A 12,497-nucleotide genomic window follows, 5' to 3' on the forward strand; every position below is an offset into this window, starting at 1 on the left:
CCTCAACCAATGGATCGCAGCAGATGCCATTCCGAACGGAATGATGAATGGGTTTGCGCGTTGGCCAAGTGCTTGGTCTGCATGACCAGGTCTACGAGCTCATCGAACAGCTTCCAGTTTTCGGCTGAGCCGACCTTAGCGGCAAGGGCATAGGCGGTGTTGATAGATTGAGGGGAGGCTATGGCCTCTTGAATCTTGATCCGCACAAAGCCTGGCATATAGGCCTCGGAAACACCGAGGAGGTATGCCTTAATCATAGCTACGTCATCATCGTTGACAGGCCCGAATGTGGCCGCGCAGGCAACGCCGATGGTGACGCAGGCGAGGGTGATCTTGTGGCCCCTTTGGGACTCAGCGTATTTGGCCAGCATTTCTGCTGTAGCCACTTTATTTTTCTGCCGCAATATTTCCTGGCGAGCCTTCTCTGCGGCCTCACCTTTTGCTTGGCCGGCGTCGTGGGCGCTCTTATTGGCGCTTCGGTTCAACCAAAGCATGGAGGGTACCGTCACACAGGCGGCAACGGCCGCTCCACCCACTATCAAAGCAACCTTGCCAGCAGCTTGAGCGACCATGACCAATCCGATGAATGATGAGATGGGCCACTATCTCACCATTCTGAGCCATTGAATAGCCACTATCTGGCGGCTAAATCCAAGACTAAAACCTTAAGCACGCCTATTGCTCGGTTAGCCGCTTTTTAGTCAATGGTGTGCATCTGGTTACCAGGAGTATTTGACGCTGGTTAGCAGCGTACGCCGCATCCCTGGGTAGCACTCATAAGAATCGTCACAGGTGGCCACATACTCGGTGTCCAACAGGTTTTGTGCATTGACCGAGACGGTCACGTTTTTGTTGATCGGGTAGCTGGCGCCCGCATCGAACAGCGTGTAGTTGTCGATGTGGTAGGTATTGCCGTTGTCGCCATATAGCACGCCGGTGTAACGGGCACCGCCGCCCAGGCTCAAGCCTTTGAGGGGGCTCTCGTTGAAGGTGTAGTTCAACCAGGTGGACGCCATGTGCCTGGGCACGTTGGCCGGGCGTTTGCCTTCGTCGCCGCTATTGCTCTTAGTGATTTCGGCGTGGGTGTAGGTGTAGGACGCGATCAGATCCCAGTGCTGATCAAGCCGTGCCTTGATCTCGGCTTCGATGCCGCGCGATTCTTGTTCGCCCGACGCAACGGTGAAGCGGGTATTCACGCCGCCGACGATTTCCGTCGTCAGCACATTGGTCTTGGTCAGGTCGTAAGCGGCCAGCGTCATCAGGATGGCATCGGTGGGCTGGTACTTCACCCCCACTTCCCATTGATGCGCCATGCTTGGATCGAACGCATTGCGGTTGCGGTCCGTGCCGGTGTTGGGGGTAAACGACTCGGCGTAGCTGACGTAGGGGGCCAGGCCGAACTCGGTGAGATAGGTCAGGCCTAAGCGACCGGTGAAGGCAGTGTCTTTCTGGTTGGAGGGGTCGCCTAAATGGTTGTCCAGGGCGTTGCGAACATAGTCATAGCGCCCCCCGGCCGTGACGATCCAATGGTCGTCGAACTTGATCTGATCTTGAATATAACCGCCGACCTGTTCGACGGTCTGGTCGTAATCAATCGAGTTCAGGCTGTTGGCGGCGTTGGGGCGAGTGATCGCCAGGCCATACTGTGGCGCGTTCAGGTTCAGGTCTGGGGCTTGGGTGCGCCAGCGCGAGATATCGGCGTCTTGCCAGGTGTAGTCGACGCCCATCAACAGGGTGTGGCTGAGCGGGCCGGTGGTGAAGTCGGCCTGCAATTGGTTGTCCAGGTTGAACGTGTCCATGTGCTGGTCGAAGCGGTCGGCGACCCGCGTCACGTTGCCGGTGTTGGTGTCGACGGCGGTGGGTAGCAGATTCTGGAAGATCAGGTCGACCTGTCCGTAGCGGGCGTTCTGACGGAACTCCCAGGTGTCGTCCAGCCGATGGCGGAACTCGTAGCCCAGGCTGAATTGTTCTTGGTCCAGATGGTTGAAGCTGTGATCGCCCATCAGCGTATTGGTGGTGTGGCCGTTCGGCGTGCTGTAGGCGAACAGCGAACCGCCGTTCGAATCGCGCATGAAGTCACTGCGCAGGATCAGGCTGGTGTCTTCATCCGGCGCCCAGGTGAGGGACGGCGCGATATACAAGCGGTCGTCTTTCAGCGCGTGGCCGTCCGCATAGTCCACTTGGGTATCGGCTTCTCGGGCCAGGCCGACCACTCGGTAGAGCAGGTGTTGATCGTCACTCAGCACACCACCGATATCAAACTGGGCTTGCAGGCGATCATGGTTGCCGCCGGTCAACTGCACTTCGTTGACGTGATCGGCCTCGGGTTTCTTGCTGACCCGGTTGACGATGCCGCCCGCATCCCCTTGGCCGAACAGGCTGGAGGCCGGGCCACGTACGACGTCTATGCGGTCCAGTGAGTAGGGTTCGCTGCGGAAAAATGCGTAGCTGTTGTTTTGCTGACGCAGCCCATTGAGGTAGTCACTGCTGGCCTGGCCGTTGAAACCGCGAATATACAACCAGTCAAAACCCTTGGGGTCCAGGCCGTAGGCCTCCACCTTGACACCGGGTACGTAGCGCAACGCGTCGGTGACGGTCTGCGCGCCCTGGGCCTGCATTTGCTGGCGGGTTATCACCGAGATCGATTGTGGGATTTCGATGATCGGTGTATCGGTTTTGGTACCTGCGCTGCTGCGGGTGGCCACGTAACCGTCCACTGGACCGGCCGCGGACTCAATCGATTTGCCGGTGATGTTCGTGGGGTCCAATTGAACTGTTGCGTCGACGACAGGGATCAGCGAGTAGCTGCCATTACTCAGCAGCACGGCCTGCAATTTGCTGCCGGCCAGCAGCTGGCGCAAGCCTGAGTCGACTGTGTAGGCCCCGTGTAAACCAGGCGAGCGTTGCCCTTGTGCTTGGGCAGGGTCGAACGAAATATTGACTTGCGCCTGGGCTGCAAACTGCGCCAGTGCGGTGTTGACCGAGCCGGAAGGGATATCGAACTGGCGGGTCGCGGCCGTCTGCGCCCAGGCGGGCTCGGTAACCGTGATTAAGGTCAGCGGGGCCCCCAGGGCCATACCGAGCAGCGTGCGGCGCACGATACGGGTCAGTGAAGGCGGTCGTTGAGTGGTTGGCTTGTGTACGGACATACCGTTTCCTTTCGCCCAGTGGCAGTAGAGTGAGAGCGGCGTCTGATACGCCTCTATCTACCAAGTCGAATGAGAACTTGAATCAACAACCCCTGCCGAGCATTTATTTTCTGACGCTTGTTCAGACCGACTCCACACGCGTCCAATAGCGACTCAATTGGCGGATGCGCACAGGCAGGGTAGAGGACAGGTTTTCCAGGATCGTATCGATATTGTTCAAATGAAACGCCCCCGAGATACGCAGTGCCGCGACCTGCGCCTGGCAGCCCAGGTGCCCAGGACGGTAGCGTTGGAGTTCCAGGATCAAATCCTCCAGGCGCCAGTTGTTGACCACCAACATGCCGTGGGTCCAGGCATCGGCGTTGGGGCTCGCAGGCTGCACGTCACCCATTTGGCCCTGGCTGAACCACACCTGCTGGCCCGCCTCCACCCGCACTGACGGCGTGCGTGTTGCGCTGCGCACTTGGACGGCATGTTCAAGCACACAGACCCGGGTTTGAGCGTCTTCGCGACGTACAATAAAGCGTGTACCCAACGCGTGGATACTGCCTTCGCGGGTGTGCACCACAAAGGGCCGAGCCTGGGTATCACGCGCGGTTTCTACAAGGATTTCCCCGCTAAGCAATTGCAGTTCGCGAAGGCTTGGGCTGAAGTGAATATTCATCGCGGTGGCGGTATTGAGGCGTACCTGGCTGCCATCTTCCAGGTACAGGCTTTTGCTTTCACCTGTGACGGTGCGCTGGTCTGCCACTAGTGACGGCAGTGCAGTGTTGCGCCAGGCAAACGTGCCGGTACCACCGGCCGCAAGCAATAGCGACAGTACCTTGAGCACTTCACGCCGCTTGACCCGTGCGCTGTTGAGCGTCTGCCGAGCGAAACCGGGGCCGACCCGATCAAAGCGTTCCTGCAGTTGGATCAGCCGTTCCCAGGCCTGACGATGCCCGGGCGCACCCTCAAGCCAGCGCCGATGCGCTTCCTGCGTGGCCTCATCGGCGTCATCACATCGCAATTCGACGTACCAGCGCGCGGCGGCTTCAAGGGTCGCGTGATCCAGTGCCACGCCTTACTCCTCAGTGGCCAGCAGGCAGTGCATCAACGCGCGAACCGCGTGTTTCTTCACGGTGTTGACTGATACGCGCAGCTGTCGGCCGATCTCCACATAGCTCAAGCCATCCAATTGGGCCATCAGGAAAATCTGCCGAGTGCGAGCGCCCAGACCATTCAAGATCCGGTCGATCTCCAGCAAGGTTTCAATGATCAGAAGGCGTGTTTCCGGCGAGATATCCAGCGCTTCGGGTCGGGATGCCAGAGTTTCCAAATACGCCTGTTCTACCGTCCGGCGCCGGAACATATCGATCATCAGACTGCGCGCGATGGTGCTCAAATACGCACGTGGCTCGCGCAAATCAGGCGCCTTGCGTTGGTTCAGTACCCGCATGAAAGTATCTTGAGCCATGTCCGCAGCGTGATCGACACAGCCCAGGCGTTTTCGCAGCCAGCCACACAGCCAGCGATGATGATCGGCGTAAAGGGTATGTACGGTCTGTTGATGCAGGCGGTCGACGGAGGACATGGCTGAAACCTGGAGAGGCTTATATGATAATCAATCTCATTTTCATGTTTGCTGGATGATTTTGCAAGGTTAGAAATGGGGCGGGCTTCGTCGTTGCGGCTCAATGGCCACGATCCGTACGCGTATCGTATCCGTCCGGCCAAGTCATCTACCTAGCCCTGCGAGATCAAGGTATGCATCCGTGGAAGTCACTTTGTGTGACCTCGACGGGTATCAGCTGATGCGGCAAAGATTGATAATCTCACTGGCTGGCTACGCTCGGGTCATCTCAAATCAGCTTGAATCTCCCAACAATCCCACTCAAATCCTCAGCCAGTCGCGACAACTCATGGCTAGCACTGGTCGTCTGTGAGGCACCCTGTGATGACTTGATCGATAGATCACGAATATTTACCAAGTTCCGATCAACTTCCCGAGCGACATGCGCTTGTTCTTGTGAGGCGCTAGCTATAACTAAATTCAGCCCGTTTATTTCGCTGACAGCCGCGTTAATTTTGCTGAGGGCTTCGTTCGCGCCTTCTGCAATGACTAATGTACTGGCGGCCAGCTCCGTATTCCCTTGCATAGAGCCCACGGCTCGGTCAGTTCCGTTCTGGATACCGTTGACCAAGCGTTCGATTTCGCTAGTCGATTGTTGTGTCCGATGGGCCAACGCACGGACTTCATCGGCTACAACGGCAAAGCCTCGGCCCGCTTCGCCCGCTCGCGCCGCCTCGATGGCAGCGTTAAGCGCTAACAAGTTGGTTTGTTCGGCAAGGCCACGAATAACGTCCAGCACTTTTCCTATGTCACGGGACTGATCGGCTAACTCGCCAATCAGTTGAGAGGTTTTACCTATATCCGCACCCATATTGTCGATAGCCGTGACAGTTTTTTTGACCAGGGCGGAGCCCTCTTCGGCAGCAGCAGTAGCGCTACTGGAAGAGTGTGAAGTGTGCTCGGCGTTGCGAGCAACTTCTTCTACGGCACTGGTCATTTGATTGACGGCAGTGGCTGCCATGTCAATCTCATTTGCTTGTTTTTGCAGGCCATTGGCACCTTCTAGAGTGACGCTAGTGAGTTGGCCTGAGGCTATCGAGAGTTGGTTGGCCGATGAGGCGATCTCCTTCAAGGTTTGGCGCAGTTGCTGTTGCATGTTGCCGACAGCTGCGGCCACGCTGCTTTTGTCGCCTGCAACCACTTCGATGTGATTACTAAGGTCGCCTTGAGCGATTATGCGGGTAAAGTCAGCCACTGTACTGGGCTCGCCGCCAATAGACCGCAGGATACTGCGCGTGGTCATCAGTGTAACGATTACGCCTATGACGGAGATAAGCAGCGTCACGACGATGGCGATATTGCGCGTTTGACTGGCGTAGGCTACCTGCTCCTGAAACCGAAGCTCTGCCTGGCTCTTGCCCCGTTCGCGCAGTTGCTGGAGCGTCCCAAAGACCTGTTCGGCAAACGGTTTAACTTCCTCGCGATTGACTTTGGCTGCGGCGGGGATGTCGCCTGACTCGATGACGGTTGTCTGATGGCGCATTCCGTCCCGCAATTTTCTATAGTCGCTCTGTAGTTTTTCGAATGAGTCGCCCCCTGTTGTCTTGCTTCCCTCGGCAATTAATTTGTCGGTCAGTGTATCGATGCGGGCAAAGGCACTTTCGTTCTGTGCTTTCCATTGGGGGATCTGCACCGGGTCGCCGATGGCGATCATGCGCAGGATATTGATGTCTACGCGAGTCAACGCACCGTCAATACTGTTTACCACTTCCGTAGCCAGAAAGTCCTTATTAAATAAATCACCGACATTGTCGGTAGACTTTTTGAGGGCCTGGATCATGAAAACAGACAATGCGAAAAATACGAGAATTATGGCAAATGTCGAAATCATAAGGCGTCTTTTGACGCTAAAGCTTGCGCTAACGTCAACTTTCTGATTGATCATGGGGTGCCCCTGATAACAGACATGTAATTGCGGAGGATGCCTTGGCGGCATTATTAGCGAGTATCGGCTAGCGAGCACTGATCTTGAGGAGACCTGGCGTAGAAAACTTGCCAGTCCAACATCAATCAGTTAGCTGCCCCACTGATGTGGCAGCAGTTGTCCAATTCCACTCGCCCGTTGCGTCGGCAGAAGCGTGAGAACGTCATTCAAGTGAGCGTATGGGGCATGCCCGTTGATTTTGGCCGACTGGATAAGGCTCATCACCGCAGACGCGCGTTTACGTCGTAGGTGAGCACCACTTCGCGCAGCGCATCAACCAGCAGTTGCAACGGCACAGCACAGGCGCCAACCCACTGGGCCAGGGGCGAGCGAGGGATGGCAAAACCAGCCCGGCCAAAGATTCTTTCCTAGCGATACAGCGGCAAATGATCACCGTATTTGGCAACAACTACTGAAGCCAGCAGCCCGGCGGTGGGGATGCCTTTGTCGATGATCTGCGCTGGGACGGGCGCCTGGATCAGCGTTTCGCAGTCATCACAGACCCATTTGCCACGAGATTACCGACCTACTGCCGCACAGGTGGATGAGCATTTAACGATGCAGCCTCTGACGGGGCGCCGTACCAAAATCTGCCTAGTCGCCCGAATTGACGGCATTACCGTTAACCCGGACATAATAATTATCGAATTCGCCGCTTTCGACGAACAAGAAGCCATGGCGAGTGTAAAAGCGATTTGAAGCGCTTTCCTTGAGAGCACCAACCTTGATGGGTCGCCCGATCTCATCAGCCTCTCTGAAAATCTGAGTTAGAACTTCAGAACCGATTCCTGCTCCTTGAGCACTGGGTATCACATACAAGTGGTCAAGCAGAAGCTCGGTCTGATGGTCTTTGATAACGACAAAACCGACCAGATCACCTGATACTTCTATGCGGCGTGTGCTTTTAGCGTCGAATCCACCAAGAAATCGTTCGCGCGCACGATCTGGGTCGAATCGTCCAATCCGTTCAAGGCTCTCACGCATGGCCTCAAGCCTGATGGCTACCAGATCTTCCAGGTCGTTATTGGAAGCCGCGCATAAAACGATAGTGGAGTTTTGATCAGCGGAGGCTGGCATAACAAGCACCCTAAACATGGCCGGTTAGTCATTATAGAGAACAGAATCTGCATAACCACTACGACCTCTCTGCAATGGAGGCGATGGCTACATATCAGCTTGAGGGGGACTTGTTCGCCGGACGCTTGCTTACGAGTAACGTCTAAGTACTGGTTGAACCGAGCGCAACTCCGTTCGGCGACCCTCCCGTGCACAGCTCCCCGGCAATAGTGCAATCCAGCGAGCGGACACCAACTTCCAGCCGTCGCTGGCTCACTCCACATTCAATCCCAGCAAGGCTAATGATCATGTGGGAGTTGGGCAAGGACTGTATATCTCGAGCTCGTCGACTTTTTCGTTGATGACTCGAATGATAAACCCAGCCTGTAATACAGTCTTCTTCTCGACCTTTCTACCGGTCGGACGCTGAAAATTCCCTTCAGTGCCAACGAAGCTGCGTTGACCTCTGCTGTGTAGGTAATCGAAAAGCCGTGCGTTGAAACGCGTATTGATTTCGTCTTGGTCAGCCTGTAGTGGACCCAGCATTAAAGCTTCATTTTTGGTGAAGGCAAACAAAACGCCTTCCGCAGCTATGCCACCTTGGATTGACGTGCAGACCACATCTAGAGACTTGAGGGTGCGCGCTGCGACGTATCTTCCCTCGACCAAGTTAGCCATTACCAAGCCGTCAGGGGTCAGGACTCCAACTCCTTTTTCAGGCTGGCAACCAGGGACGCTACCGTAAGGATGGACACACCAGTTCATTCGGGAGGAGTCCAAGATAGTCGCCAGCGACAAGTCCTGCCTAATCCTCTCCTGCGCCTCTGGCGTGTCATGGCGCATGCTTGTGCAAGCTGTGAGGAGGGCGGCTACTGCTATCATCATCAGCGCTCGCATCACTGCTCACCCCCCAACTCAGACTGAGCCTGCTGCAGCAACGCATCCTCAAACGGCACCGGTACCGACTTTACCGCGCCATACAGATCCCGATAGCGCCAATAGCTCCCGCTATTTGCCAATACATACCCGCGTTCGACCACGCGGCGGCCGTCCAGCACGTACCTGAGTGTCTGCTGAGACGCGACGGCGGGGTCGGGGAGGGTCATGTCGGCGGCCAGTAGGCGCATGGCTTCGTCGATGCATTGGTCGAGGGCGGCGGTGACTTGGGGTAGGGCGAGGGTGCCGTCGTCGATGCACTGTTTGCCGCAGCGCCGGATCGGCTGGCTGGTGACTTCGATGCGCATGCGGTACAGGGCCGAGCCGGCGATGTCTTGCAGTTGCACTTGATTGACCAGTACGAAGCTGCCGCGATCGGGCGTGAGCATCAGTTTGGGCTCGATGGAAAGGCGGGCGCTGATGTTGCTGCTGGCCTGCTTTAGCCCAGCCGCCTGGGTGGCTTGCTGGAAGCGCTGTTGCAGGCGCTCCTGCAATTGCACGCCTGCCAGCAGGTCAGCCAGTGGCCGCGACTCTTTGATGGCTGCGTTTTCGGCGTCGCGTTGCAGGGCGCCACTGCCCATTTGCGTGTTGATCAGGCTGGCGACCAGCAGGCCGGCGAGCCCCGCGCCCGTGCCAGAAGCCGCGACCAGGTTGTGGCTTGACGACGCGGCCCGTTGAGCGGCCTCGGGGTCGACCACGGTGCTGGCGCCGACAAAGTTGCGCGGCAACTGCAGGTCCACTTTGACCCCGTGCGCTTCGACGTAAGTCACGGCGTCGCGGGATTTGAAACCGGCGGGGGCAGCCGGTTTCTGCGCGCAACCGGCGAGTGTCAGCAATATGAGCGCAGCCAGCGCTGTCGATGAAGGCCTCATTGTTCGAAGGGCGCGATCAGCTGTTGCCGGCTGCTGTCCATGGCCTGGTAAAAGGCGTTGGTCAGGTTGGCGTAGGTCGGCTCGTCCCATTCACCCTGAGCGGCCTGGAGGGTTGCAAATGGTTTGAACCACAACAATTTGTTGTCGGTAAGGTCGGCCACCATAGCTTGGCCACTGACTTGGGCCATGGGTACGCTGGTGGGTATCATGCCGTAATAGCTGCGGGTTGCGCCGGTGGCCATGACGTTGATCAGTAACAGACGATCAACGCCGTAAGTGGCTTTGATCGATGACAGGTCGCGTGCGATATAGCCTTCGCGGAAGGTGGTTTCCTTGTAAACGCTCAGGTTGACGGGCTCATTGATGCGCTTGGCTTTGTAGCCTTTGGCTTTCAACTTGGCGACGATGACATCCGGCAGTGTGTTGAGGTCGTTGACCTGCCACTTCTCGACATTGCCGCGCAGGCTGCTATTCATGCCGTTGTTGACGGCTAGGTCGAGCCACCCCTGATTGCCTGTCAGTGCCAGCCCAGGTGGCGGCACTGCCGTGGTCGCGACGCCGATGGTCTGCTCTTTGGCATCCCAGAACTCTGGGCCCAGTGCTACTGGAGGTTGCACGTGGGCGCAGCCGGTGAGGGTCAGGCAGGCCAGTAAAGTCAGGGCTGCCAAGGTACGCAAAGTGGGAAAAAGCATCTATCAAGTCCTTATGATTAAAAACGACGCTTGCTGTATCGGCAGCCTCGTGTTTTACACCAGTAACTAAATGATAAATTTGCGTTTTTTCCCACCGTGCTACTTACCGCTGATGTACCAACCCCCCCGCCGCATAAGTACGCTCTACCGTCCGATCGTCCCCCAGGGTCAACAACACAAACAGCACCTCGGCGAAGTCCCTTGCCTGGCTGAGGCGGTATTGCAACAGCGGCGTGGCGTGGTAATCCAGCACCACGAAGTCGGCGTCGCTGCCTGCTTGCAAGGTGCCGATGCGGTCCTCCAGGCGCAGGGCGCGGGCGCCGCCGAGGGTGGCCAGGTAGAACGACTTGAACGGGTCGAGTTTATGGCCTTGCAGCTGCATTACCTTGTAGGCCTCGTTCAGGGTTTGCAGCAGGGAGAAGCTGGTGCCGCCGCCGACGTCGGTGCCCAGGCCGACGTTGACCTTGAAGCGCTCAGCCTGGGGCAGGTTGAACAGCCCGCTGCCCAGGAACAAGTTGGAGGTGGGGCAGAAGGCGATGGCCGAGCCGGTTTCGGCCAGGCGTTGGCATTCTTCGTCGCACAGGTGCACACCATGGGCCAATACCGAGCGCTCGCCCAGTAGTTGGTAGTGGTCGTACACGTCCAAGTAGTTTTTGCGCTCGGGGAACAGGGCTTTGACCCACTCGATTTCTTTGAGGTTTTCGCTGAGGTGGGTTTGCAGGTACAGGCCGGGGTATTCCTCCAGCAGTTGGCCGGCCAGTGTGAGTTGCGCGGGGCTGCTGGTGGGGGCGAAGCGTGGGGTGACGGCGTAGTGCAGGCGGCCCTTGCCGTGCCAACGCTCGATCAGCGCCTTGCTTTGCTGGTAGCCGCTGTCGGCGGTGTCGGTGAGGTAGTCCGGGGCGTTGCGATCCATCAGCACCTTGCCGGCGATCAGGCGCAGGTCGCGTTTGTGCGCAGCGGCGAATAGCGCTTCTACCGATTCGGGGTGCACGCTGGCGAAGACCAGCGCCGTGGTGGTGCCGTTGCGCAGCAGTTCGTCGAGGAAGATTTCTGCCACGGTTTCAGCGTGGGCCGCGTCGGCGAATTGGCTTTCACAGGGGAAGGTGTAGTTGTTCAGCCAGTCCAGCAGTTGCTCGCCGTAGGCGCCGACCATGCCGGTTTGCGGAAAGTGGATATGGGTGTCGACGAAACCGGGGGTGATCAGGCCGTGGGGGAAGTGCTCCACCATCACGTCGCTGGGCAGTTGCGCGAGCAGTTCCGGGGCTGGGCCGATGGCGCTGATCAGGCCATTCTCGACGACCAGCAGGCCGTCGGCGAAGTATTCGTAGGAGGCGTCTATGCCCACTTCGGCCGGGTCGCCGAGGCTGTGTAAAAGGGCGGCGCGATAGGCCTTGGCAGTTGTCATTGCAGGTCTCATTGAGGGGTTTGGCTGCGCCGCGAGAGTGGCAGCAGTTGCGCCACGCTGTCGGTGCTGGCGCTGCCTTGGCCGAAATGGGCGTTGTAGGTGGCGATGATTTCAGCGGCGATGGACACGGCGATCTCGATCGGCAGCTTGCCTTTGACCTCGGCCAGGCCCATGGGGCAGCGCATGCGTTGGATCACCCCGGGGGCCAGGCCCCGGTCGCGCAAGCGGTGCTCGAACTTCATGCGTTTAGTGTTGGAGCCGATCAGGCCGAACCAGGTGAAGTCGTTGCGCTTGAGAATGGCGGCGGTGAGTTCCAGGTCGAGCTGATGGTTGTGGGTCATCACCAAGCAATAGCTGCCGGTGGGCAGGCGCTCGACTTCTTCCAGCGGGTCGTCGCTGTCGACCCGGGTCACCCCAGGCGGAATCAGTGCGGGAAATTCCTGCTCGCGCGAGTCGACCCAGCGCACCCGGCAGGGCAGGCTGGCCAACAGCGGCACCAGGGCGCGGGCGACGTGGCCGGCACCGAACACGGTGATCTGCGCCTGCACGTGGCCCATGGGCTCGAACAGCAGCACCGTGGCGCCGCCGCAGCATTGGCCCAGGCTGGCGCCGAGGCTGAAGCGCTCCAGGCGGGTTTGTTGGCTACCGCTGGCGAGCATCTCGCGGGCGATGTGCAAGGCTTTGTATTCCAGGTGGCCGCCGCCGATGGTGTCGTACAGCGCGCTGGCGCTGACGACCATCTTCGAGCCGGCATTGCGTGGGGTTGAGCCGCGGTCTTCGATGATGGTCACCAACACGCTGGCTTCGCCGCGCTGTTGCAGGTCGGCGAGGGCGCTGATCCAGTTGTTCAT

12 protein-coding genes and 2 pseudogenes are annotated in these 12,497 nt (G+C 58.2%); all 14 read right to left on the bottom strand.

The features are described from left to right. Window positions 1-2 precede the first annotated feature (2 nt). On the bottom strand, window positions 3-572 hold the full coding sequence (locus QCL65_RS09500; protein WP_407315962.1) for a hypothetical protein: 570 nt from the start codon (window positions 570-572) through the stop codon (window positions 3-5). Between the two features lie 147 nt (window positions 573-719). Then, window positions 720-3,149, bottom strand: a complete 2,430-nt coding sequence (locus QCL65_RS09505; protein ID WP_407315963.1) for a TonB-dependent siderophore receptor — start codon at window positions 3,147-3,149, stop codon at window positions 720-722. Window positions 3,150-3,270: 121 nt separating this feature from the next. Then, complete coding sequence (locus tag QCL65_RS09510) at window positions 3,271-4,209, bottom strand: FecR domain-containing protein (protein WP_407315964.1); 939 nt, start codon at window positions 4,207-4,209, stop codon at window positions 3,271-3,273. A 3-nt stretch (window positions 4,210-4,212) separates the two neighbouring features. After that, the gene (locus tag QCL65_RS09515; protein ID WP_407315965.1) at window positions 4,213-4,722 is read right to left on the bottom strand and encodes a sigma-70 family RNA polymerase sigma factor; all 510 of its coding nucleotides are present in this window, start codon (window positions 4,720-4,722) and stop codon (window positions 4,213-4,215) included. A 268-nt stretch (window positions 4,723-4,990) separates the two neighbouring features. Further along, a complete protein-coding gene (locus QCL65_RS09520) occupies window positions 4,991-6,004 on the bottom strand; it encodes a methyl-accepting chemotaxis protein (protein ID WP_407316763.1) in 1,014 nt (337 codons plus the stop codon). A 111-nt stretch (window positions 6,005-6,115) separates the two neighbouring features. Further along, window positions 6,116-6,697, bottom strand: a pseudogene (locus tag QCL65_RS09525) (MCP four helix bundle domain-containing protein); the annotation flags it as partial. A gap of 78 nt (window positions 6,698-6,775) precedes the next feature. Next, on the bottom strand, window positions 6,776-6,907 hold the full coding sequence (locus QCL65_RS09530; protein ID WP_407315966.1) for a transposase domain-containing protein: 132 nt from the start codon (window positions 6,905-6,907) through the stop codon (window positions 6,776-6,778). 17 nt (window positions 6,908-6,924) lie between these two features. Then, a pseudogene (locus tag QCL65_RS09535) lies at window positions 6,925-7,200 on the bottom strand (transposase); the annotation flags it as partial. Window positions 7,201-7,279: 79 nt separating this feature from the next. Next, window positions 7,280-7,762 (bottom strand): GNAT family N-acetyltransferase, encoded by a 483-nt coding sequence (locus tag QCL65_RS09540; RefSeq protein WP_407315967.1) that lies wholly within the window; start codon window positions 7,760-7,762, stop codon window positions 7,280-7,282. A 285-nt stretch (window positions 7,763-8,047) separates the two neighbouring features. Further along, on the bottom strand, window positions 8,048-8,419 hold the full coding sequence (locus tag QCL65_RS09545) for a hypothetical protein (RefSeq protein ID WP_407315968.1): 372 nt from the start codon (window positions 8,417-8,419) through the stop codon (window positions 8,048-8,050). A 218-nt stretch (window positions 8,420-8,637) separates the two neighbouring features. Then, window positions 8,638-9,549 (bottom strand): hypothetical protein, encoded by a 912-nt coding sequence (locus tag QCL65_RS09550; RefSeq protein WP_407315969.1) that lies wholly within the window; start codon window positions 9,547-9,549, stop codon window positions 8,638-8,640. Then, window positions 9,546-10,241: a hypothetical protein gene (locus tag QCL65_RS09555; protein WP_407315970.1), complete on the bottom strand. Its 696-nt coding sequence runs from the start codon at window positions 10,239-10,241 to the stop codon at window positions 9,546-9,548. The genes QCL65_RS09550 and QCL65_RS09555 overlap by 4 nt, the downstream gene beginning before the upstream one ends. Window positions 10,242-10,344: 103 nt before the next feature. Then, window positions 10,345-11,646: a guanine deaminase gene (guaD, locus tag QCL65_RS09560; RefSeq protein ID WP_407315971.1), complete on the bottom strand. Its 1,302-nt coding sequence runs from the start codon at window positions 11,644-11,646 to the stop codon at window positions 10,345-10,347. A gap of 8 nt (window positions 11,647-11,654) precedes the next feature. Further along, a complete protein-coding gene (xdhC, locus tag QCL65_RS09565; RefSeq protein WP_407315972.1) occupies window positions 11,655-12,497 on the bottom strand; it encodes a xanthine dehydrogenase accessory protein XdhC in 843 nt (280 codons plus the stop codon).

Source organism: Pseudomonas sp. nanlin1 (assembly GCF_045571515.1).
In the GTDB taxonomy this organism is placed as follows: domain Bacteria; phylum Pseudomonadota; class Gammaproteobacteria; order Pseudomonadales; family Pseudomonadaceae; genus Aquipseudomonas.